The sequence below is a fragment of the Paraburkholderia sp. genome (assembly GCF_035948235.1).
In the GTDB taxonomy this organism is placed as follows: Bacteria; Pseudomonadota; Gammaproteobacteria; order Burkholderiales; family Burkholderiaceae; genus Paraburkholderia.
The window spans coordinates 1-22,587 of record NZ_DASZJJ010000298.1 but is presented as its reverse complement, the minus strand read 5'-3'; the positions used below and the strand labels follow the sequence as shown (position 1 = coordinate 22,587).

Genomic DNA, 22,587 nt, shown 5'->3' with positions numbered 1-22,587 from the left:
TCGCGCCCGCCGCGTATGGCACGCCGGTTTCGGCCATCACTTTCACAAACGGGCTTTCGTTGCCGCCCGCCTCGGTCCACGGCACGATGGCGAGCATGAGCGCCAGCGTGAGCAGATAGAACAGCACGAGGCGCACGATCGTGGCGCGGAAAGCGCGCGTCACGGCGCGCTGCGGGTCCTGCGCTTCGGCGGCGGCTACGGCGATGGTTTCCAGGCCCAGATAGCTGAACAGCGACACGATCGTGCCCACCCACACGCCCCACCAGCCCTTGGGCAACCAGCCGCCATGCGAGGTGTAGTTCGCCACACCCACGCCCGAATCCGCCGGCGCATGCCAGACGAACCACGCGCCCAGCACGATGAAGGCCACGATCGCAGCGATCTTGAGACTGGAGAAGAGGTACTCGATGCTGCCGTAGGCGCGCACGCTCATCGCATTGACGACGATCAGCGCCGCCGAAAAGCCCACGATCCAGTACAACCCCGGCACGTGCGGGTACCAGAACTTCATGTAGACGGCGATGGCCGATACTTCGGTGCCCACCGCCAGCACATAGGCCGACCAGTACGCATAGCGCACCAGAAAGCCCGCGAGCGGCCCGATGTAGTGCTCGGCGTAGGCGCCGAACGATCCGGAAGTGGGATGCGCAACCGTCATTTCGGCGAGCGCGCCCATCAGCAGCAAGGCGATCAGCGCACCGATCGCGTAGGAAATCAGCACGCCGGGACCGGCAAAGCCAATCGCGAACCCGCTGCCGAGAAACAAGCCCGTGCCGACCGCGCCGCCGATGGCGATCATCGTCATCTGGCCGGCGGACAGCCCGCGGCGCAGGCCGCGCTCGCGCTCGACGATGGAGTCGAACGCACTCTTCTTATCTGAACTCACCTTCACCCTCTACGGCATGCGGTCATTCGCCGATAATGCGCGCGAGTTCGACGACATTCAATGAACTTGCGCACAGAAAACAAAACGGCGCGGACCGTGAAGTCCGCGCCGTTCCGGCTGACCTGAAGCGGAAACCGCTTATTCTACTTCGACCGCCTCCGGCGGCCGTGTCGCCGGTTGCTCGTCGAACGTGAGCAGCACCTTGTCTTCCGCATCGACATCCACAGTCACGCGGCCACCGCTCATGAGCTTGCCGAACAGGAGTTCGTCGGCCAGCGCACGGCGGATCGTGTCCTGGATCAGACGTTGCATCGGCCGCGCACCCATCAGCGGATCGAAGCCGTGCTTGGCCAGGTGCTTGCGCAGTGCATCGGTGAAGAGCGCATCGACCTTCTTCTCGTGCAACTGATCTTCCAGTTGCATGAGGAACTTGTCGACCACGCGCATGATGATCTCTTCATCGAGCGCACGGAAGCTGATGGTCGAATCCAGACGGTTACGGAACTCCGGCGTGAACAGGCGCTTGATATCGGCCATTTCGTCGCCTTGTTCGCGGCGCGTGGTGAAACCGATGGTCGACTTGTTCATCGTGTCGGCGCCCGCATTCGTCGTCATGATGATGATGACGTTGCGGAAATCCGCCTTGCGACCGTTGTTGTCCGTCAGCGTGCCGTGGTCCATCACCTGCAGCAGCACGTTGAAGATGTCCGGATGCGCCTTCTCGATTTCGTCGAGCAGCAGCACGCAGTGCGGCTTCTTCGTGACGGCTTCGGTAAGCAGCCCGCCCTGATCGAAACCGACATAGCCCGGCGGCGCGCCGATCAGACGGCTCACCGCATGACGCTCCATATACTCCGACATGTCGAAGCGGATCAGCTCGATACCAAGCGTGAACGCGAGCTGGCGCGCCACTTCGGTCTTGCCGACGCCCGTGGGGCCGGAGAACAGGAACGAGCCGATCGGCTTGTCCGTCTTGCCCAGACCCGCGCGCGCCATCTTGATCGCCGCCGCCAGGGCGTCGATCGCCGGATCCTGGCCGAACACCACGGCCTTCAGATCGCGGTCGAGCGTCTGCAGCTTGCTGCGATCGTCCTGCGACACGCTTTGCGCCGGCACGCGCGCGATCTTCGAGATGATCTCTTCGATCTCGCTCTTGCCGATGGTCTTCTTCTGCTTCGACTTCGGCAGGATGCGTTGCGCCGCGCCCGCTTCGTCGATCACGTCGATCGCCTTGTCGGGCAGGTGACGGTCGGTGATGAAGCGCGCCGACAGTTCAGCCGCCGCGTTGAGCGCGCCCGACGAATACTTCACGCCGTGGTGCTCTTCGAAGCGCGACTTCAGGCCACGCAGGATCGCAACGGTCTGTTCGACCGTCGGCTCGATCACGTCGACCTTCTGGAAGCGCCGCGACAAGGCCGCGTCTTTTTCGAAGATGCCGCGATATTCCGTGAACGTGGTCGCGCCGATGCACTTGAGCGTGCCCGACGACAGCGCCGGCTTGAGCAGGTTCGACGCGTCGAGCGTACCGCCCGAAGCCGCGCCCGCGCCAATCAGCGTGTGAATCTCGTCGATGAAGAGGATCGCGTGCGGACGTTCCTTCAGCTCCTTGAGCACCGTCTTCAGACGTTGCTCGAAGTCGCCGCGGTATTTGGTGCCCGCGAGCAGCGCGCCCATATCGAGCGAGTAGACCTGTGCGTCCGCAAGGATATCCGGCACTTCGCCGCGCGTAATGCGCCAGGCGAGGCCTTCCGCGATCGCGGTCTTGCCGACGCCCGCTTCGCCCACGAGCAGCGGATTGTTCTTGCGGCGGCGGCACAGGACCTGCACCACGCGCTCGACTTCGGACTCGCGCCCGATCAGCGGATCGATGCGGCCATCCTTCGCCATCTGGTTCAGGTTCTGCGTGAACTGGGCGAGCGGGGTTTCCTTCTGGCCGGCGGCGTCTTCCGCTTCGGCATTGGCGTCGCTCGACTTGGCAGCTTCACCGCTGCCGGTCTTGGCGATGCCATGCGAAATGAAATTCACGACGTCCAGACGCGTGACGCCCTGCTGTTGCAGGTAGTACACCGCGTGCGAATCCTTCTCGCCGAAGATCGCGACCAGCACGTTCGCTCCGGTCACTTCCTTCTTGCCGTTGGAAGTGGACTGGACGTGCATGATCGCGCGCTGGATCACGCGCTGGAACCCGAGCGTCGGCTGTGTGTCGACGTCGTCGGTTCCTGGCACCGTAGGGGTGTTGTCGTGAATGAAGTTGCGCAGGTTCTGTCGCAGGTCTTCGATATTCGCGGCGCACGCTCGCAGCACTTCCGCTGCTGTCGGGTTATCCAACAGCGCCAGCAAAAGGTGCTCGACCGTGATGAACTCATGCCGCGCCTGACGTGCTTCCATGAACGCCATGTGCAGGCTGACTTCCAGTTCCTGGGCAATCATGCTTCCTCCATCACACACTGCAGCGGACGCCCGGCCTGCCGTGCGTGGGTAACGACTTGCTCAACTTTGGTCGACGCGATGTCCCGCGTATAGACCCCACAAACACCCCTGCCCTCGCGATGGACCTTCAACATGATCTGCGTTGCGGTCTCGCGGTCTTTATTGAAATACTCCTGCACGACCATCACGACGAACTCCATCGGCGTGTAGTCGTCGTTCATCAGCACGACCTTGTACATGGAGGGCGGTTTGACCTTTTGCTCCTGCCGCTCCAGTACGGTTGAATCCTGCTTGTCCGGGATAATCGCCATACACCCATTCTAAACAACTCGGACAGGCCCGCAATCCTGCCGAAACCCGACCGGCCGTCCGGTGAAGCTGGCTCCGGCGCCCTGACATCACGAGCAATCCCTGCGCCTTCCCCGGTCCGGGCCCGATCAACTTCGCCCTGACCGCGACTTGCGTGGGCGCCCGGCTGCGGGGCCGGTTCGAATCTTCCTGCCAGCAGCTTTCGGGCCACCGTCGAATCGAGTATCGCACAACCTGCGCGCTCGCGTGGGCAGCGCCCTCGGGCCATTTCGCTACGCTTTGTCGGCCGGCGCACGCACACAAACAGATTCCGTGCCACGTGTCGTCCAATGTCCGCCCGAGCGACGCTTCGCGCTGCGCTAACGCCGTGCTTCCCGCAGTGCTTCCTCGCGTGCTTCCCATGTGAGTCGATTATGCGACTTTTCAAGATGCGTCGTGCAACCCCTTCGTGCGCGTAGGGACAAAAAACGAACCGGATGCACCAACCCAAAGCGCAACCGCAACGCGCAGCAGCAAAGGCCTTAGAAAAGCCGGAAAAACCCTGGAAATGCGATCTTTACAACGCGTCCGGGAACGTCTCAAAATATTCTTGACACCAGAATAAAGAGCCTCAACAATCAAGCTGGCACTTTTTTCAACCGCCTTTAATTTCGAAAAAATGCCGTTGGTGAGCTTGTGAGGAGGGGGCGATCGCACTCCGCGATCGTTTAGCTTTTCGAACTGCTCGTGGTAGTGACATGAGTTACAGGGGAAGTTGGTATGGCAACCGGTACGGTCAAGTGGTTCAACGACGCGAAGGGTTTCGGGTTCATCACGCCGGATGAAGGCGGCGAGGATCTGTTCGCTCACTTTTCGGCTATTCAAATGAATGGCTTCAAGACCCTCAAAGAAGGTCAGAAGGTGAGCTTCGAGGTCGTGCAAGGCCCGAAGGGTAAACAGGCATCGAACATTCAGGCAGCAGCCTGATACGTTCGGTACCCGTACCTTGGAAACCCGGCTTCGGCCGGGTTTTCTTTTTTGTGCGAACGATTTTTATGCGGGCGTTTTTGTAGCGTTAATGCTGTGCCATTGCACACCCGATGTTTTTGAATAAAACCTCTGGATTTGCCCGCGCACACGTCACACTTTTTCACATTGTTTTCATTCGTGCGTGATAAAAGGCGCGTATGTATTGACGCGTGTTTGCCACGCGGGTTTGCCAGGTTATGTCACGCGCAGCGTACCCATCATGCCAAGGTCCTCATGTTCGAGGATATGGCAATGAAACATGCGATCGCCCGCTTCGCGTTGAACGGTCGCGAGGTGCACGCTTTCCCCAGGCTTCACGTTGACCGTGTCGCGCCATGCGAGCAGGGTCTCGTCCACGCGCCTGCCGTCCGATTCGCGCGCAAGCACCTGAAACTGCGTGCCGTGCAGATGGAACGGATGATCCATATCCGTCTGGTTCGCAATCGTCCATTGCTCGACTTCGTTACGTCGACTCGTGAGGGTAATGCGCGCGGGGTCGTATGACTCGCCGTTGATCATGAATTGCATACCCTGGGGCATGCGATGTTTCGATGCACCCGGCTGGTGCATCGCGTGCATGTCCATCGCCTCGCTGAACACAACGGATTTTTTGACATTCGACGGTGTGAGCGCTGCGATTGGACGCAACTGGCCGGGCAGCGCTTGGTCTGCGAGCCTTCCAGGCGGCGCGAATTTCACCTGCGCGAGCGTCGCGACCGGCGTGGGCGGCAAGCTGCCGTGGGTCATCGCCATCTTGCGACGGTCGTACTGCGCCGCAATCAGTCGCGCCGACGACGCGCCCTGCCCCGCGCGCACGATCAATTCGGCGCGCTCACCGGGCGCAAGCAATAGCGACGTCAGTCCCTCGCGCGGCGCGCCCAGCAGGCCGCCATCGGTGCCTACCTGTGCGAAGGCGCGGCCATCGTCGAACGCCAGCAGCAGATAGCGCGCATTGCAGCCATTCCAGACGCGCCAGCGCTCGTCGCGCACGATCTCGATGCCCGGTTCGCGCGCGCCGTTCACCAGCACAAACTGGCCTTCACGGCCGTTCATCCAGTCCATCATGCTATTGGAGGCAATCGTGCCGTCGCTGGACAATTTCAGGTCCGAGACGAACAGGTGACGCTCGGGCCAGGCCGCGAGCGGATCGTCGGCGGCGCGCACGACGATCGGTCCCGCCAGCCCGCGAAACACCTGTTCCGCCGTCTGCATGTGCGGATGCGGGTGATACCAGTAGGTGCCAGCACTGCCCTTTGGCAAGGTGAACCGATAGACATGCTCCGCGCCCGGCGCGACAGGATTCGCCGGATTGCCGTCCTGATCGGGAGGCACCGGCAGGCCGTGCCAGTGAATCGTGGTGGGCTGCGCGAGGCGGTTGACGAAACGGATTTCGACGCGATCGCCCTCTCGCACGTCGATCAGCGGACCGATCACGGGGCCGTCGTTGTTCGCCGCGTTTGAGTCGTACTGCCAGAAGGTGGTGGGCGGCGTGCCGGCGATCAGCGCACGGGCAGCCGGTTGCGCGATCAGTGTCGCGCGGAACACGCCCCTTTCGTGGCTTTCGTTGGCGAGCACGCGCAAAGCGGCAAGCGGCGCGCCAGCGGGCAACGCGTCAACCGCCGCGAGCTGCGCGGGTGCGTGGTTCATACCTGACATGCCTGACATACCCGGCATGCCGGACATTCCCGTCATGCCATCGCCAGCCTCCCCGGCCAGCGAAGCGCGCGCAAACAGCGAAGCGGTAGCGGCGCCCAGCACGCCAGACAAAAACATTCTGCGTTTCATCGATGAATTCCTCAAATACGTCTGCCTGCGCGTCAGCGCAGACCGGCATCGGCTTCGCACGCACGGCGTCCAGGCGCGTGACATAGCGCGAAGCAACTCGTCTGGATTCGGCCCAGCTCACGCATGCGCGCGCGGGCCCGCATTCAGACGATAGGAGGAGGCAGAGGCGGCGCGTGGGTGATGCCGGCGCGCAAGGCGGCTACGCGCACTGATGGCGCGTCGTGCGTCGGCGCATGGCGATCGATAGGGGAATCGAGTGCGGGCAACGCGCAATGAATGCCACAACCCGCGCTACAACAACCGGCGTGACGGGTGCTGCAGTCGTCACATCCCGTGCGATTGACGACGCAATGGGCGCGCTCCCTCATCTGTGCGGGCATGACATGGCCGACGGATGCCGATGTTGCGTCATGCGGCATGTGTTCGCACGCGTTCACGCCGCGCATGCTGAGCAGCGCAAAAACGCAAACGAGAATGAAGCGACACAGGACAGCCATGAGAAGAACGACGCGCGATTGATGCTCGTCATGATAGCGCACACAAAGGCGGCTAACGCGCACGCTAATGCACCCACGCTGCTCGTCGCGCGGTTTGATGACAGGGCTTGGCATACAGGGCCAGAAATCCCCCGACTCAGCAATTAACCTGCACCGTCTGCTGCACAGTAATTCGTATAGCTAATTAAACTGACTATCCGATGAACTAAAACAAAAACCCCGGCGGACAAGATAGTCCGCCGGGGTTTCCAGGTCACGCCCCGACGACGCTCACAGATTGTCGATCAGCACCTGCCCGAAGGCCGAGCACGACACCTGGACCGCGCCTTCCATCAGCCGCGCGAAGTCATACGTCACGCGCTTTTGCTGGATCGACTTCTCCATCGACGCGATGATCAGATCCGCGGCCTCGGTCCAGCCAAGATGACGCAGCATCATTTCCGCCGAGAGGATTTCCGAGCCCGGATTCACGTAGTCCTTGCCCGCATACTTCGGCGCCGTGCCGTGCGTCGCTTCGAACATCGCCACCGAATCCGACAGATTCGCACCCGGCGCGATCCCAATACCGCCCACCTGCGCCGCGAGCGCGTCCGAAATGTAATCGCCGTTCAGGTTCAGCGTGGCGATCACGTCGTACTCGGCCGGGCGCAACAGGATCTGCTGGAGGAAGGCGTCGGCGATCACATCCTTGATGACGATGTCGGCGCCCGTCTTCGGGTTCTTGATCTTCATCCACGGGCCATCGTCGATCAGTTCCGCCGCGAATTCCTTCTGCGCCAGCGCATAACCGTAGTCGCGGAACGCGCCTTCGGTGAACTTCATGATGTTGCCCTTGTGCACGAGCGTGACCGAGCGGCGCTCGTTGTCGATCGCGTACTGGATCGCCTTGCGCACGAGACGCTCCGTGCCTTCGCGCGACACCGGCTTCACGCCGATACCCGAGCTATCCGGGAAGCGGATCTTCGAGATACCCATTTCGTCGCGCAGGAAGGCGATGAGCTTCTTCGCACCTTCGGAATCCGCGGGCCATTCGATGCCCGCGTAGATGTCTTCCGAGTTCTCGCGAAAGATCACCATGTTGACCTTCTCCGGCGCACGCACGGGCGAAGGCACGCCCTTGAAGTACTGTACCGGGCGCAGGCACACATAGAGGTCGAGCTGCTGGCGCAGCGTCACGTTCAGCGAGCGGATGCCGCCGCCCACCGGCGTCGTCAGCGGTCCCTTGATCGACACGACGTAATCCTTCACGACGTCGAGCGTTTCGTCGGGCAGCCAGACATCGGGGCCGTACACGCGCGTAGCCTTCTCGCCCGCGTAGATCTCCATCCAGTGAATCTTGCGCTTGCCGCTGTAGGCCTTCTCGACAGCTGCGTTGACCACCTTGAGCATGACCGGCGTGATATCGACGCCCGTGCCGTCGCCTTCGATATACGGAATGATCGGCTGGTCGGAGACGTTGAGCGAGAAATCCGGATTGACGGTGATCTTCTCACCGCCCGCCGGGACCTTGATGTGCTGATACGGCATGATCAACTCCAGTAGGGGGATCGGTCTGCGCAGCGCGAACAGTACGCAATGCAATTATTCTGGGTGATGCCGGGGCGCAGCTTCGACGCAGCCTGCGCCGCGCCCGGTTCTGGCCGTTATTCTAGCCCACGCTCCGAACCCTCGTGCCGGCGCCCTCAGGAGGCCCGCGCGGCCAATTTTGCGTCGATGCACAACGCCTGGCTTTGCCCTTGAAGAGCTAGCTGATGTCTGATGTCTTATATAAGACCCATGACACATAGCGCTCATCGGCGGCGCAGAGTGCGACGCGTTATGGATTAAGATCGCGGCGCCTGCCCTTTCACCGTTTTGCTTTTGTTTCTTTCGCCATGCGCTTGATCGCCCTCAACAAACCGTTCGGCACGATCTGTCAATTTTCGCCGCACGAGACGCGTCCGTCGCTTTCGGACTGGGTCAAGACACCCAACGTCTATCCCGCGGGCCGACTCGACGCCGACAGCGAAGGCCTGCTCCTGCTCACCGACGATGGCGCCCTGCAATCGCGCATCGCCGAGCCAAAGCGCAAGCTCGTGAAGCGCTATTGGGCGCAAGTGGAAGGCGCGCCCGGCGACGACGCGCTGGCCGCGCTCGAACGCGGCGTCGATCTCAAGGACTTTGTGACACAGCCATGTCGGGCAAGAAAAATTTCCGATGCCGATGCGCAGCTTCTCTGGCCGCGTAATCCACCCATCCGTTTTCGCGCGGCGATTCCCACGACCTGGATCGAACTCGCCATCAGCGAAGGAAAAAACCGTCAGGTGCGCCGCATGACGGCCGCAGTGGGATTTCCAACGCTGCGTCTCGTGCGTATCGCGATCGGCTCTCTCGATATTTTTTCGCTGGGTCTCACGCCTGGCGACAGCGTCGATGTCGCAACCGATGCGCCGTTCAAGCCTGCGCAGCACGCGCGACGCACGCACAAGTGACTGTTGCGCAAGCACTTTTTGCGCTTCGAAGCGCATCGGAATACGCGCCGGGCCTGCAAAAAGCGCTGTTTTCGAGTTCCTGCGCATAGTCAAAAAAACGCGAAGCTAATAAAAACTTCGCGAAATTTCGCGTCAACCGTCTTGCGAGACCATGCGTTAAACGACGCAGATGCCGCCCGAAGCTATCCGGCATTCAGACACGAATTGCAAGTTCGCATGAATTTGTCGATCCGACTGTCAACCGAAAGGTGGATGGCACGTTTACCGACCTGATCCAATAACCGGGTCACTTGGTTAATTAACTCAAGCTGAGGATTCACAAAATGAACAAACTGATCGCTGCTCTGGTCGCTGGCCTCTTCGCATCGGCTGCATTCGCACAAGCTTCGGCTCCGGAAGCTGCTTCGGCTGCTCCGGCAGCTGCTGCTTCGTCGGCACACAAGGCTTCGCACAAGAAGTCGTCGCACAAGAAGTCGCACAAGAAGGCAGCAGCTAAGGCTGAAGCAGCTTCGGCAGCTTCGGAGTAAGCTTGTTGTAAGACGTTCCGGAGAATGGCGCCCCGCGCCGATCTTCGCTTCGTTTGAAAGGCAGAGTGTCGCAAGGCGCTCTGCCTTTTGTTTTTGCAGCGTGCTTTTTTGCGGCGTCATCGCGCGATAGCGCTGCGATTGCCCGTTATCGCGCTGCAAGTTTTGACCCGCGCCGACCTGGTCGCGTAACATGCGCGGACTAATCTCTAGCAAGGAGCTCACTCGTGCGATTTTCCCTGCGCCCGTTGATCGCGCGTTGCGCGCTCGCAGCGTTTGTCACCGTGTCGGCCTTCACGTTGACGACGGCCCTCACCAGCACGCCGGCACACGCCCAGCAAATGCCGCCAGGCGCGAAACAGCCCGGCGATTTTCCGCGTTTGAAGCTCACGGCAGGCATGTTCGTGATCGACGCCGCCGTGGCCGCCAATGATGCGGACCGCGAGCAAGGCCTCATGTATCGCACGCAGCTCGCGCCCAACGAAGGCATGCTGTTCGTGTTCGGCGAAAATGCCGTGCACTGCTTCTGGATGAAAAACACGCTGATCCCGCTGTCGATCGCCTTCATGCGCGCCGACGGCACGATCACCGACATCGACGAAATGCAGGCCGAAACCACCAACAACCACTGCCCGCGCAATAACGGCGTCTATGCGCTGGAAATGAGCAAGGGCTTCTTCACGTCGAAGGGCATCAAGCCCGGCATGAAGATCGACGGTCTGCCGCCGATGCAATAAGCGCGCACGTCGCGCCCCGCAGCTTCGCAAAAAACCGGCCCCGCTCCAGGCGGCGCCGGTTTTTTTACGTCCGTCTCCTGCGCGCGCTCCGCCGCCCGCCGCTCCGACGCTGTTTCTGCAAAAGCCGCGCGCAAGCGCTATCCTAGTAATCCGCCGCACGGATCAGGTTTGCCCGAAACCATCGGGACCCGCCGCCGCGCGGACCGCCGGACCGCGCGCAGGCCGCGCCGCAAGCCGTCCGGCACTTTCCATGGCGCGTCTTATCCAAGGAGATCACCGTGCCTCGCAAGACTCCCATCGAGCGCTACCGGAACATTGGCATCAGCGCTCACATCGATGCCGGCAAAACCACGACGACCGAACGCATCCTTTTCTACACCGGTGTGAATCACAAGCTCGGCGAGGTTCATGACGGCGCGGCGACCATGGACTGGATGGAGCAGGAGCAGGAACGCGGCATCACGATCACCTCGGCCGCGACGACCGCGTTCTGGAAAGGCATGGCCGGCAACTATCCCGAACACCGCATCAACATCATCGACACCCCGGGGCACGTGGACTTCACGATCGAAGTCGAGCGCTCCATGCGCGTGCTCGACGGCGCGTGCATGGTGTACGACTCGGTGGGCGGCGTGCAGCCGCAGTCGGAAACCGTGTGGCGTCAGGCGAACAAGTACAAGGTGCCGCGCATCGCCTTCGTCAACAAGATGGACCGCGTGGGCGCAGACTTTTTCCGCGTGCAACGGCAGATCGGCGAGCGCCTGAAGGGCGTGGCGGTGCCGATCCAGATTCCCGTGGGCGCGGAAGATCACTTCCAGGGCGTGGTCGATCTCGTGAAGATGAAGGCGATCGTCTGGGATGACGAAAGCCAGGGCGTGAAATTCGAATACGCCGAAATTCCTGCGAATCTGCTGGAAACCGCGAAGGAATGGCGCGAAAAGATGGTCGAGGCCGCCGCCGAAGCCGACGAAACGCTGCTCGAAAAATACCTCGAAGATCACGAGAGCCTGACCGAGGACGAGATCAAGGGCGCGCTGCGCAAACGCACGATCGCCAATGAAATCGTGCCGATGCTGTGCGGCAGCGCGTTCAAGAACAAGGGCGTCCAGGCCATGCTCGACGCCGTGATCGACTATCTGCCCTCGCCGGTGGATGTGCCCGCGATTCTCGGCCACGATCTGCACGACAAGGAAATCGAGCGCCATCCTAACGACGAAGAGCCGTTCTCCGCGCTCGCCTTCAAGATCATGACCGACCCGTTCGTTGGCCAGCTGATCTTCTTCCGCGTCTATTCGGGCGTGGTGGAATCGGGCAATACGGTGCTCAACGCGATCAAGGACAAGAAGGAGCGTCTGGGCCGCATCCTGCAAATGCACGCGAACGAGCGCAAGGAAATCAAGGAAGTGCGGGCGGGCGACATCGCCGCCGCCGTGGGCCTGAAGGAAGCGACCACCGGCGACACGCTGTGCGATCCGGCGCACCCGATCATCCTCGAAAAGATGATCTTCCCGGAGCCCGTGATCTCGCAGGCCGTGGAACCCAAGACCAAGGCCGACCAGGAAAAGATGGGCATCGCGCTCAACCGTCTCGCGCAGGAAGACCCGTCGTTCCGCGTGCAGACCGACGAGGAATCCGGCCAGACCATCATTTCCGGCATGGGCGAGCTGCATCTGGAAATTCTCGTCGATCGCATGAGGCGTGAATTTGGCGTGGAGGCGACGGTCGGCAAGCCGCAGGTCGCGTATCGCGAAACGGTGAAGAACAAGGTCGAGGATGTCGAAGGCAAGTTCGTCAAGCAGTCGGGCGGGCGCGGCCAGTACGGCCACGCGGTCATTACGCTCGAACCGCAGACGCCGGGTAAGGGCTACGAATTCGTCGACGCCATCAAGGGCGGCGTGATTCCGCGCGAATTCATTCCGGCCGTCGACAAGGGCATTCAGGAAACGCTCAAGGCCGGTGTGCTCGCGGGCTATCCCGTGGTCGACACCAAGGTGACGCTCACCTTCGGCTCGTACCACGACGTGGACTCGAACGAAAACGCCTTCCGCATGGCCGGATCGATGGCCTTCAAGGAAGCGATGCGCAAGGCCAAGCCGATCCTGCTCGAACCAATGATGGCGGTAGAAGTGGAAACGCCCGAGGACTTCATGGGCAACGTGATGGGCGATCTGTCGAGCCGTCGCGGCATCGTGCAGGGCATGGAAGACATCGCGGGCGGCGGCGGCAAGATCGTGCGCGCCGAAGTGCCGTTGTCCGAAATGTTCGGCTATTCGACCTCGCTGCGCTCGCTCACGCAGGGCCGCGCCACCTACACGATGGAGTTCAAGCACTACGCGGAAACGCCGCAGAACGTCGCCGAAGCGGTTATCAACGCCAAGAAGACGTGATGTGACGTGATGCAGCGCGCTGCATAGCTAAGCCAGTCCCTTGCCGGACGGGCTTTTTTACATGCGCACGCCAAAATTTTGACCATGCCACAATGTGCCGCAGACGCTGCGCGCAGCCGCAATCCGCGCGACAGCCAGTCACGAGCAAGCAGAGCAAGGAGAGAGACGATGAGTCACGATCACGAGCATGAGCATCCTCACGACGGCGCCCCCATCGACTGGCGCGAGAACGGCGTGAAGGTGATCCGCGGCGACCAGCTCGACAGCAACACCGCGCAGACGCCAGGCATGAGCCGCGCCGCCGCCATCAATGCGGCACGCGTGGGCGCGCAGAAAATCTGGGCCGGCACCGTGACGATCCATCCGAACGCGAAGACCGGAGCGCATCACCACGGTGCGCTGGAAAGCGTGATCTACGTCGTGCGCGGCCACGCGCGCATGCGCTGGGGCGAGCACCTGGAATTCACCGCCGAAGCCGGACCCGGCGATTTCATCTTCGTGCCGCCCTATGTGCCGCACCAGGAAATCAACGCCAGCACCGACGATCCGCTCGAATGCGTGCTGGTGCGCAGCGACAACGAGGCCGTCGTCGTGAACCTGAACATCGACGCCGTCGAAGCGCCCGAGACGGTCTACTGGGTCGATCCGATCCATCGCCATCCGCACGATCACTGAACATCGCCTTCGCATGACACCTATCGCCAGGCCGCAGCGCCGCCGGTTGATTCCGCGTTTGATTCCGCTCTACGCCGTGCTGATCGGCGCGAACCTCGCGGCCTGGGCGTGGGCGCTGATCGCCTTTCGCCACTACCCGCTGCTGCTTGGCACCGCCTTGCTGGCGTATGGCTTTGGCCTGCGGCATGCCGTGGACGCCGACCACATCGCCGCCATCGACGCCGTCACGCGCAAGCTGATGCAGCGCGGCCAGCAGCCACTGGGCGTCGGCCTCGCGTTCTCGCTGGGTCACTCGACCATCGTGATCGCGGCGACGGTGGGCATCGCACTATCCGCGCTCACGCTGCACGGGCGCTTCGAACAGTTTCACGAGATCGGTTCGACCATCGGCACGCTGGTGTCGTCGGGCTTTCTGCTGGTGCTCGCGGGCGTGAACCTCGTGATCCTGCGCGATGTGTGGCGGCGCTATCGAATGGCCGCGCACGCGCAAGGCGAGGATGCAGCGGCGCTCGCGCAACAGGCCAGCGCCCCAGCCGGGCTCTTTTCGCGCGCGCTGCGCCCGCTTTTCAGGCTCGTCACGAAAAGCTGGCACATGTATCCCGTGGGCGTGCTGTTTGGACTCGGCTTCGACACGGCCACCGAAATCGGCCTGCTCGCCATCGCCGCCGCCGAAGCGGGCAAGGGCCTGCCGATGTACTCGATCCTCGTGTTTCCGGCGCTTTTCACTGCGGGCATGACGCTCGTTGATTCCACCGACAACGTGCTGATGGTGCACGCCTACGGCTGGGCCATGGACGACCCCAGACGCAAGCTCTACTACAACGCCAGCATCACCTTCGTGTCGGCGATGGTGGCGATCGTGATCGGCGGCGTGGAGGCCGTGGGCCTGATCGGCGACAAGCTAGGCGCAAGCGGCGGCGTGTGGTCGGTCGCGGCGGACCTGAACGAGCGCTTCGGCGAGCTTGGCTATGGCATCGTGGCGCTCTTTATCGCCTGCTGGATCGGCTCGGTGCTGTTTCATCGCTGGCGCCGCCCTGCGGCGATTCCAGCGAATCCCACGCGATAACGCACGCCTGCGCCGCTTGCGCGTCGCTTTGCGCGGCGGCAGCGGCGACGCTACGCGCTCTCCTGCCCTCGCGCGCGCGAGAGCGCAACCCCGCACAACCCTGGTCCTCGTGCCGATCCCCGAAAACGCGTAAACTGGTTCGCATTCGTCGTCTGCCGTACCCGCATGCCGCCGTCGCGTCCGCTTCGAAACGGGATAAAGCGGCCGCGCCCATCCACGGAACCGCACGGAATCTCGCGCCGATGAAACGTCCGCAGTCCCGGTTTTCCCGCCCGCTTGCGCCCACTGGCGCATCGTCCAGTCTCGAACCCTTGCGCCAGCATGCGGGGGACTATGGCAACCACGCCATCGACGAGTTTCTGGCCGGCCGTCTCACCCGCCGCGAACTGTTGCGCTACGCGAGCGTGCTCGGCCTGTCGGGCATCGCATTGGCGGGCAGCGGCCTGATCGCGCCACGCGGCGCGCGCGCGCAGAGCGCAGGCAAGCCCGGCAATCAAACCATCCGCGTTGCGCATCTGATGCCGGCTGGCGCGGTCGATCCGCTCACCGTCACCGATGCGGGTGCGCTGTGCCTGCTGAACCAGACCGGCGAATTCCTCGCCAACGACGACGCCGACGGCCACCTCCAGCCCGCGCTCGCGCTGTCCTGGCAGCCCAACGACAAAGCCGACGTCTGGACCTTCAAGCTGCGCCCCGGCGTGAAATTCCACGACGGCCAGCCGTTCGGCGCGAAGGATGTAGTGGCCACGTTCGACCGGCTCGCCGATCCGGCCAGCGGATCGGCGGCGCTGTCCGTACTCAAGGGCGTGCTCTCGAAGGGCGGCACGAAGCTCGTCGACGAGCACACCGTCGCGTTCCATCTGGACGCGCCCAACGGCAACTTTCCCTACTACGTTTCTTCGGATAACTACAACGCCGTGTTGCTGCCCACGAGCTATGCGGGCAACTACGAGAAAAGCTTTATCGGCACGGGGCCGTTCAAGCTCGACAAGTACGAGGCGCGGCGCGGCGCGAGCTTCGTGCGCCACGACGGCTACTGGGGCGACAAGGCGCTGCCCGCGCGCGTGGAATTCGCCTTCTACGCCGACGAACAGGCGCAGATTCTCGCGCTGCAAGGCCGTCAGGCCGACGTGATGGGCACTTTCACTGTGCAGGGCGGCATCGGCATCCTGAACAATCCCGACTTCAAGGTGATCGGCGTGCGTTCGAGCGCGCACCGCCAGATCCACATGCGCAACGACGTCGCGCAGTTCAAGGACAAGCGCGTGCGCCAGGCGCTGGCGCTCGCGCTCGATCGCGACGTGATGGTGCGCGGCCTCTTCAAGGGCCGCGCCGTGGTGGCCAACGACAGCCCGTTCGCGCCGATCTTCCCGTCGACGGCCACCACCGTACCGCAACGCAAGGCCGATCTGAACAAAGCCCGCCAGTTGCTGGCCCAGGCGGGCGTGGCGAACGGCTTCGACGTCACGCTCACGACTGAGAAGTACATGGAGATTCCCGATCTGGCCGTGGTCGTGCAGAACGCGGCCAAGGCGATCGGCGTGCGTATTACGCTGAAGGTGGAGAGCCAGTCGCAGTACTACGGCGCGGGCACCTACGGCAAATCGGACTGGCTCGACGCGCCGCTGGGGATCACCGATTACGGTCATCGCGGCGTGCCCAACGTATTCCTCAACGCGCCGCTCACGAGCGGCGGCACCTGGAACGCGGCGCATTTCCGCAATCCGCAGTACGACAAGCTGGTCGCGCAGTTCGTGGCGACGCTCGACGTGGCGGCGCAAAAGCAGGTGTCCGCGCAGATCCAGACGCTGCTGCTCGACGAAACGCCGATCATCATTCCGTACTTCTACGACCAGTTGATCGCGCAGCGCACGACGCTCTCGGGCGTGCATTTCACGGCGCTCGCGCAGCTGTACTTCGATCGCGCCACGCTTGCGGGCTAACGCTGATCCGCGGCGCACCTAACCTCGCGCATTCGCCAGGACGATGGCCACCGAGCTGACGAAATCGACTCAACGCGCGCCTCAACCCGCGCCGCCCTCCCGCCGCCTCCGGTTGCTGGCTCCGGGCGGGGGCGCGGCGCGCTTTCTCGCGCAACGCGCGGCGTGGGCGCTTTTCACGCTGTGGCTGCTTTCCGTGCTCGTGTTCGCGGGCGGCCAGTTGCTGCCAGGCGACATTGGCCGCGCCGTGCTCGGGCCACTGGCCGATGCGCGCGCCGTGGCCGCGCTCAATCATCAACTGGGCGCGGACCGTCCGCTTTTCGAGCAATACACCGCGTGGATCGGCCATGCCTTGCGCGGCGACCTCGGCAGTTCGTGGACGTTTCGCCAGCCGGTCGCGCCGATGGTCGGCGACGCCTTGCTGCAATCGGCGAAGCTTGGCTTGCTGGCCTTTATCGTGGTAGTGCCGCTGGGCATCGGCGGCGGCGTGTGGGCCGCGCTCAATGGTGGACGCTGGCTCGACCGCCTGATCAGCACGCTCGGGCTGTGCGCGAGCGCGGTGCCGGAATTCGTCTCGTCGATCGCGCTGATTCTGGTGTTCGGCGTGTGGCTGCGCTGGCTGCCGATCGAGGCCGTCGCGCCACCCGACGCGGGCGCATTCGAAACGCTGCGCCACCTCGTGCTGCCCGTGCTGCCGCTCGTGCTGGTGTTCTTCGGCTATCTCGCGCGGATCGCGCGCGCAGGCATGCTCGACGCGCTCGACGCCGATTACACCCGCACCGCGATCCTCAAGGGCCTGCCGCGCCATACCGTGATCGTGCGCCACGTGCTGCGCAATGCGCTGCTGCCCAGCGTCACCGTGGCGGCCACGCAGTTGGGCTATCTGATCGGCGGGCTGGTGGTGGTGGAATCGCTGTTCCGCTATCCCGGCATCGGCTCGCTGATCTACAACGCGGCCAAGGCGAAGGACTTTCCGTTGCTCGAAGCGGGCGTGCTCACGGTGGGACTCGTCTACACGCTCGCGAATCTGGGCGCCGATCTGCTGCACGCGCTATTCGATCCGCGCCTGCGCAATCCCGCCAGCCGATAACGCTCCGCCGATGAAGCCCGCATGAACGATACGGCCTCCGAAACAATCGAAAACGGCGCATCTATTGCGGTGCAGGAGCCGTCGCGACTAGCGGCAACGCTGCGCCTGTTGCTGCGCTCGCCCGCCTTCGTGCTGGGCGCGCTGATCGTGCTGGTGTGGATGGTCTGCGCGATTGCGGGCGCGTGGATCGCGCCGTACGACGCCTACGCGTCCGATCCGCTCAGCTCGCTGATGCCGCCCGACCACGCGCACTGGTGCGGCACCGATCAACTCGGCCGTGACATCTGCTCGCGCGTGATCGTCGGCGCGCGCGACATTCTCACCATCGCGCCGCTCGCTACCTTGACGGGCACGCTCGCGGGCGCGGCGCTCGGCCTCTTCACGGGCTATCTCGAAGGCTGGGTGGGCACGCTGGTCGCGCGCGCGCTCGACGCCGTGCTTGCGCTGCCGCTCGTGATCGTCGCGCTGCTGGTGCTGGCCGCCGTGGGCGCGTCGAATCTCGCCGTGGTGCTGGTGATCGGCATCACCTTCGCGCCGCTCGTCGCGCGCACGGTGCGCGCCGCCGTGCTCGCCGAGCGTCATCTGGACTACGTGGCCGCCGCCCGCCTGCGCGGCGAACGCGCGCTCTACGTGATGTTCGCGGAGATCCTGCCCAACGTCTGGCCGCCGATCGTCGTCGAGGCCACGGTGCGTCTGGGCTACGCGATCTTCGCGGTGGCTACGCTGTCGTTTCTCGGCTTCGGCATCCAGCCACCTTCCGCCGACTGGGGACTGGCGCTGGCGGAGTCGTATGCGCTGCTCGCGGGCGGCGCGTGGTGGACCGTGGCGTTCGATGCGCTCGCGATCGCCTCGCTGGTAGTGGCCGTGAATCTGATCGCCGACAGTCTGCGCGAGGTGCTGGAAACGTGAATCGTCCTGTCACCGGCAGAAACCCGGACAGCGGCGCGGCCACCCGGGCGTCGCGCAGCCCCGCCCTCGCCACGTTCAGCGCGCCGCGCGCCGACGATGCGCTCGCACTCGTCGGCCTGACCGTGTCCTATCGCGTGCGCGGCCGCGAGCGCGACGTGCTCACCGATGTTTCGCTGCGCATCAAACGCGGCGAAGCCTACGGTCTGGTCGGTGAATCGGGCTGCGGCAAATCGACGGTCGCGCTGGCCGTGCTGCGCTACCTCGCGCATAACGGTCGCGTGAAGTCCGGACGCATCGCGATCGCGGGCGAGGACGTGCTCAAGCTCGATCGCGAAGGCCTGCGCCTGTTGCGTGCGCATAAGGTGTCGATGGTCTATCAGGATCCGGCGAGCGCCCTCAACCCGACGCTCACGATCGCGCGTCAACTGAGCGAAGCCTTCGAAGCCGCGGGCACGAGTCCCGCCGATTCGCTCGATCAGGCGCACGCCATGCTCGCACGCGTACGTATCGCCGATCCCGCGCGTGTGATGGCGAGCTGGCCGCATCAGCTGTCCGGCGGCATGCAGCAACGCGTGGTGATCGCCATGGCGCTCGCCTCGAACCCCACCTTGCTGATCCTCGACGAACCCACCACGGGCCTCGACGCCACCGTCGAAGCCGAAGTCCTCGCGCTCGTCGCGCAACTGCGCGAGGAACTCGACATGGCGGTGCTGCTCATCAGCCACGATCTGGGCGTGATCGCGCGCATGTGCGAGCGCGTGGGCGTGCTCTACGCGGGGCGTCTGGTGGAAGAAGGCGCGACGCAGGACGTGTTTGCGCGCGCGCGTCATCCCTACACGGTCGGTCTGTTGCGCTGCCTGCCCGCGCCTGGCCGCACCAAGGCGCAGGGGACGCTCGACACGATCGCGGGCGAGCTGCCCGCGCCCGGCACGCTCGCGCACGGCTGCATCTATGCCTCGCGCTGCCGCATGGCCGACGCGCGCTGCCGCGAGCACGCGCCGCCGCCGCATCGCATGGAAGCGCCGCACGGCGAGCAGATGTCGCGCTGCCATTATCACGAACGCGCCATCGAATTGCCCGTCGCGGACGCGGCCAATGCAGGCGATGAAATCGATGTGCGCGCAAGCGCACAGACAAGCCCGCGCACCGATCACCAGGGCATACAACAGACAAACGAACAAACTGACGAAAACCCTTTGGCGAGGGGAAATCGCGAGGCACCGGTCGTGCTGCGCGCGGCGCATCTCTCGTTGACCTTAGGCCATGGCGGGCGGCAACTGCGCGTGCTCAACGATGTCTCGCTCGAATTGCGCGCGGGCGAAACGCTTGGCCTCGTCGGCGAATCGGGTAGCGGCAAGACGACGCTCGCGAAGCTGCTGCTAGGCGTGCATGCCGCCGATCCTGGCGGCATCGTCGAACTCGACGGCCAGCCGCTCGCCGGGCGTCTGTCGCGACGCAACGCACGCGCCTTGCGGGCGCTGCGCATCGTATTCCAGCATCCCGACGCGTCGCTTAACCGCGCGCTGCCGGTCAACCGGCTGGTCGGACGCGCGCTCGTACGGGCCGAAGGCGAACCCACGAGTGGCGAGAACACATCGCGCATTGCCGGCTTGCTAGACGCCGTGCGCGTGCCCATGCGCTATCTCAACGCGCGCGCGCGGCAGCTTTCGGGCGGCCTCAAGCAGCGCGTGGCGATCGCCCAGGCCTTCGCGGGCGAACCGCGCGTGGTGATCTGCGACGAGCCGACTTCGGCACTCGATGTCTCCGTGCAGGCGGCGATTCTGAATCTGCTTGCGCGCCTGCAACGCGAGCGCGGCGTGAGCTATCTCTTCATCTCGCACGATCTCGACGTCGTGCGCTATCTCGCGGATCGGGTCATGGTGCTTTACGCGGGCCACGTGGTGGAGAGCGGCCCGGCGCGCGCCGTGCTCAGTGGCCCCTGCCATCCTTATACCGAGACGCTGCTGAACGCCGCCACAGCCACGGGACAGCAAGCGGCACGCGCCGCCAGCGGCACACCCTACACGGGCAAGGGCTGCGTCTTTAGTGGCCGCTGCCCGCGCAAGCTGGGCGCGTTGTGCGATGAAACCACCCCGCCCTTCGCCGATGCCGATGCCGATGCCGATAAGCATCCGGACAGCCATCGCATCCGCTGTCACATCCCCGCCGCCGAACTGAGCGAGCTGCAGCGCGTGAGCGCAGCGTCATAGGCAACCACGCGGAAGATCAGACAAAACTCGTTGCGCTGTCCACACTTGCAACGTAATTCGACATTCCGCAATGGCACGTTTCATCGCCGAAACGTTTTCAGCGATTTTTTCTACGCCGGCACCATAGGTCAATTGTAAAGTCCATTGTGCACGGCCTTCTGCGGCCGATGGCACAGAACTCGCTATATAGACCACAGGCATCCGGTCGCCGCCTGGCAAGGTTCCACAGCGCATCCATGCACTGCACCTCGCCGGGCGAACGGATGACCGGACGCATGACGCGCTTGCTTTCTGCCGCCCCATCACCGGGCTCCGACAATCGGCAAGGACTCCTGCACAAACCGGTCATCCGATGCGAAGCCGGCCGCGTGCCTCGTGTACCGTTTCAACCGGCATGACACGGCGCTCCCACGTAATGGAGCGCACACCGGAGCCAAGCGGATCCAGCCTGACGGGGGTCGACGTCGACGCAGTTCCTGCGCGGCGCCAGACACAAGGCGCAAGAGAAGCGAAGCGGACACACGCCATCGCTTCCCGGGAGGACGTCATGAAGAACAGATCATTTCATCAGTACTGCTACGGGGTTGGCCGAGGACTCGCAATCGTTGCAATCGGCGCGGCAGGAGCCAGTCTGCTCCTGCCCGCCATCGGCGCTCACGCTCAGAGCAACGTCACGTCCCCGAGCTGGATCGTCGTCGCCGATGCCGCATTGCCGGCAAGCGGCGGCGCGGTCAACGATGCCGGGATGCCGGTGGAGGGTTCGGGAGCGGGCTCGACGCCGATGTCGGGCGCAAGTCCCTTTGGCGCGGCCAGCGCGGAACCGGCAAGCGGCGCAGCCGGTACGGGTGTGCCCGGCAAGGCGGCCGGCGCGCCAGGTACGGCGGGTACGGCCGGCACGGCCGGTAGCGGCAGCGCGCCAGGCACCGAAACCGTGAGCGAAGCTGCGGACGCGGCCACGGTCTTCTTGCCAAACAACTGCTACGGCAACAACAACGGCAACTGCGGTCAAGGCGGCCGCGGCGGCAGCGGTAACGGCTCGTCGAGTTCCGCCAGTGCGGGCGGTGTCGGCGCAGGCGTATCGGGCAGCACGAGTTCGAGCAGCTCCGGCAACGGGCGCGGCGGCAACTCGGGTGTCGGCGGCGCGACCAGCGGATCGAGCGGCTCCGGCTCGGGCGGCGGCAGCAGTAACGGTGGTGGCGGAAGCAACGGCGGGGGTGGCGGGGGTGGGGGCGGGGGGGGCGGCGGCGGCGGCGGCGGCGGTGGCGGTGGCGGCGGCGGCGGCAACAGCGGCGGCGGATCGAGCGGCGGCGGATCGAGCGGCTGCGGTTGCGGCGGCGGTGGCAGCAGCGGCAGCGGCGCCGGCAGTAGCGGCGGCAAGGGCGGCGGCTTCGGCGGCGGCTTTGGTAGCGGCGGTTTTGGAGGCGGCTTCGGCAGCGGCGGCTTCGGAGGCGGCTTCGGCGGTGGATTCGGCAAGGGTGGTTCGTCGGGCGGCCCGGGCGGCGGGAGCGGCGGCGGCCACGGTGGCGGCAATGGCGGCAGTCATTGAACTCGCACGGCGGTGCACATGCGCCGTCGCTGCCACCCCGAATTGGCGTGACGGTCGGTCACGCCACTCCAGGCAGCAACGGCGGCGGTTTTCCGGTCCCCCGGCCGGACACCGCCG

Annotated in this window: 17 protein-coding genes; 12 read left to right on the top strand and 5 right to left on the bottom strand. The window is 64.2% G+C overall.

Going from position 1 to position 22,587, the window contains the following annotated elements; all coding sequences use genetic code 11:
- The 3 genes from VG320_RS26600 to clpS form a co-directional block, all read right to left on the bottom strand.
- Nucleotides 1-805 (bottom strand): amino acid permease (locus VG320_RS26600; protein ID WP_327203057.1); only part of this gene is annotated, 805 nt, incomplete at its 3' end.
- A 219-nt stretch (nucleotides 806-1,024) separates the two neighbouring features.
- Nucleotides 1,025-3,316 (bottom strand): ATP-dependent Clp protease ATP-binding subunit ClpA, encoded by a 2,292-nt coding sequence (gene clpA, locus VG320_RS26595; protein WP_327203056.1) that lies wholly within the window; start codon nucleotides 3,314-3,316, stop codon nucleotides 1,025-1,027.
- On the bottom strand, nucleotides 3,313-3,627 hold the full coding sequence (clpS, locus tag VG320_RS26590; protein ID WP_327203055.1) for an ATP-dependent Clp protease adapter ClpS: 315 nt from the start codon (nucleotides 3,625-3,627) through the stop codon (nucleotides 3,313-3,315). The genes clpA and clpS overlap by 4 nt, the downstream gene beginning before the upstream one ends.
- A 757-nt stretch (nucleotides 3,628-4,384) precedes the next feature.
- Between clpS and cspD the strand changes: the two genes are divergently transcribed.
- On the top strand, nucleotides 4,385-4,591 hold the full coding sequence (gene cspD / locus VG320_RS26585; RefSeq protein ID WP_017776809.1) for a cold shock domain-containing protein CspD: 207 nt from the start codon (nucleotides 4,385-4,387) through the stop codon (nucleotides 4,589-4,591).
- A gap of 237 nt (nucleotides 4,592-4,828) precedes the next feature.
- Here cspD and VG320_RS26580 read toward each other — a convergent pair whose 3' ends face one another.
- Complete coding sequence (locus tag VG320_RS26580) at nucleotides 4,829-6,418, bottom strand: multicopper oxidase family protein (protein ID WP_327203054.1); 1,590 nt, start codon at nucleotides 6,416-6,418, stop codon at nucleotides 4,829-4,831.
- A gap of 767 nt (nucleotides 6,419-7,185) precedes the next feature.
- A complete protein-coding gene (icd, locus tag VG320_RS26575; RefSeq protein WP_327203053.1) occupies nucleotides 7,186-8,442 on the bottom strand; it encodes an NADP-dependent isocitrate dehydrogenase in 1,257 nt (418 codons plus the stop codon).
- Between the two features lie 347 nt (nucleotides 8,443-8,789).
- On the opposite strand from icd, the gene VG320_RS26570 reads away from it, so the two are divergent.
- From VG320_RS26570 to VG320_RS26520, 11 genes are all read left to right on the top strand, one after another.
- Nucleotides 8,790-9,386, top strand: coding sequence for a pseudouridine synthase (locus VG320_RS26570; RefSeq protein WP_327203052.1), 597 nt, complete (start codon nucleotides 8,790-8,792; stop codon nucleotides 9,384-9,386).
- 323 nt (nucleotides 9,387-9,709) lie between these two features.
- On the top strand, nucleotides 9,710-9,913 hold the full coding sequence (locus VG320_RS26565; protein ID WP_327203051.1) for a hypothetical protein: 204 nt from the start codon (nucleotides 9,710-9,712) through the stop codon (nucleotides 9,911-9,913).
- Nucleotides 9,914-10,137: 224 nt separating this feature from the next.
- Nucleotides 10,138-10,647, top strand: coding sequence for a DUF192 domain-containing protein (locus VG320_RS26560; RefSeq protein ID WP_327203050.1), 510 nt, complete (start codon nucleotides 10,138-10,140; stop codon nucleotides 10,645-10,647).
- A 278-nt stretch (nucleotides 10,648-10,925) separates the two neighbouring features.
- Nucleotides 10,926-13,034, top strand: a complete 2,109-nt coding sequence (fusA, locus tag VG320_RS26555; protein ID WP_327203049.1) for an elongation factor G — start codon at nucleotides 10,926-10,928, stop codon at nucleotides 13,032-13,034.
- Between the two features lie 168 nt (nucleotides 13,035-13,202).
- Nucleotides 13,203-13,709 carry a cupin domain-containing protein gene (locus tag VG320_RS26550; RefSeq protein ID WP_327203048.1) on the top strand — a complete coding sequence of 169 codons (507 nt, stop codon included), beginning with the start codon at nucleotides 13,203-13,205 and terminating at the stop codon, nucleotides 13,707-13,709.
- Nucleotides 13,710-13,722: 13 nt separating this feature from the next.
- A complete protein-coding gene (locus tag VG320_RS26545) occupies nucleotides 13,723-14,775 on the top strand; it encodes a HoxN/HupN/NixA family nickel/cobalt transporter (RefSeq protein ID WP_327203047.1) in 1,053 nt (350 codons plus the stop codon).
- A gap of 242 nt (nucleotides 14,776-15,017) precedes the next feature.
- Nucleotides 15,018-16,718: an ABC transporter substrate-binding protein gene (locus tag VG320_RS26540; RefSeq protein ID WP_327203046.1), complete on the top strand. Its 1,701-nt coding sequence runs from the start codon at nucleotides 15,018-15,020 to the stop codon at nucleotides 16,716-16,718.
- Between the two features lie 43 nt (nucleotides 16,719-16,761).
- A complete protein-coding gene (locus VG320_RS26535) occupies nucleotides 16,762-17,805 on the top strand; it encodes an ABC transporter permease (protein ID WP_327203045.1) in 1,044 nt (347 codons plus the stop codon).
- 21 nt (nucleotides 17,806-17,826) lie between these two features.
- Nucleotides 17,827-18,714: an ABC transporter permease gene (locus VG320_RS26530; RefSeq protein WP_327203044.1), complete on the top strand. Its 888-nt coding sequence runs from the start codon at nucleotides 17,827-17,829 to the stop codon at nucleotides 18,712-18,714.
- Nucleotides 18,711-20,924 carry an ABC transporter ATP-binding protein gene (locus VG320_RS26525; RefSeq protein ID WP_327203043.1) on the top strand — a complete coding sequence of 738 codons (2,214 nt, stop codon included), beginning with the start codon at nucleotides 18,711-18,713 and terminating at the stop codon, nucleotides 20,922-20,924. The genes VG320_RS26530 and VG320_RS26525 overlap by 4 nt, the downstream gene beginning before the upstream one ends.
- Before the next feature lie 547 nt (nucleotides 20,925-21,471).
- Nucleotides 21,472-22,470, top strand: coding sequence for a hypothetical protein (locus VG320_RS26520; RefSeq protein WP_327203042.1), 999 nt, complete (start codon nucleotides 21,472-21,474; stop codon nucleotides 22,468-22,470).
- Nucleotides 22,471-22,587: the final 117 nt, after the last annotated feature.

What these genes read in the sequence shown, in the direction of transcription:
- clpS (WP_327203055.1), bottom strand. Translation starts at nt 3,627, where the DNA reads ATGGCGATTATCCCGGACAAGCAGGATTCAACCGTACTGGAGCGGCAG.
- clpA (WP_327203056.1), bottom strand. Translation starts at nt 3,316, where the DNA reads ATGATTGCCCAGGAACTGGAAGTCAGCCTGCACATGGCGTTCATGGAA.
- VG320_RS26535 (WP_327203045.1), top strand. Translation starts at nt 16,762, where the DNA reads ATGGCCACCGAGCTGACGAAATCGACTCAACGCGCGCCTCAACCCGCG.
- VG320_RS26550 (WP_327203048.1), top strand. Translation starts at nt 13,203, where the DNA reads ATGAGTCACGATCACGAGCATGAGCATCCTCACGACGGCGCCCCCATC.
- VG320_RS26545 (WP_327203047.1), top strand. Translation starts at nt 13,723, where the DNA reads ATGACACCTATCGCCAGGCCGCAGCGCCGCCGGTTGATTCCGCGTTTG.
- VG320_RS26580 (WP_327203054.1), bottom strand. Translation starts at nt 6,418, where the DNA reads ATGAAACGCAGAATGTTTTTGTCTGGCGTGCTGGGCGCCGCTACCGCT.
- cspD (WP_017776809.1), top strand. Translation starts at nt 4,385, where the DNA reads ATGGCAACCGGTACGGTCAAGTGGTTCAACGACGCGAAGGGTTTCGGG.
- VG320_RS26520 (WP_327203042.1), top strand. Translation starts at nt 21,472, where the DNA reads ATGAAGAACAGATCATTTCATCAGTACTGCTACGGGGTTGGCCGAGGA.
- VG320_RS26540 (WP_327203046.1), top strand. Translation starts at nt 15,018, where the DNA reads ATGAAACGTCCGCAGTCCCGGTTTTCCCGCCCGCTTGCGCCCACTGGC.
- VG320_RS26530 (WP_327203044.1), top strand. Translation starts at nt 17,827, where the DNA reads ATGAACGATACGGCCTCCGAAACAATCGAAAACGGCGCATCTATTGCG.
- icd (WP_327203053.1), bottom strand. Translation starts at nt 8,442, where the DNA reads ATGCCGTATCAGCACATCAAGGTCCCGGCGGGCGGTGAGAAGATCACC.
- VG320_RS26570 (WP_327203052.1), top strand. Translation starts at nt 8,790, where the DNA reads ATGCGCTTGATCGCCCTCAACAAACCGTTCGGCACGATCTGTCAATTT.
- VG320_RS26565 (WP_327203051.1), top strand. Translation starts at nt 9,710, where the DNA reads ATGAACAAACTGATCGCTGCTCTGGTCGCTGGCCTCTTCGCATCGGCT.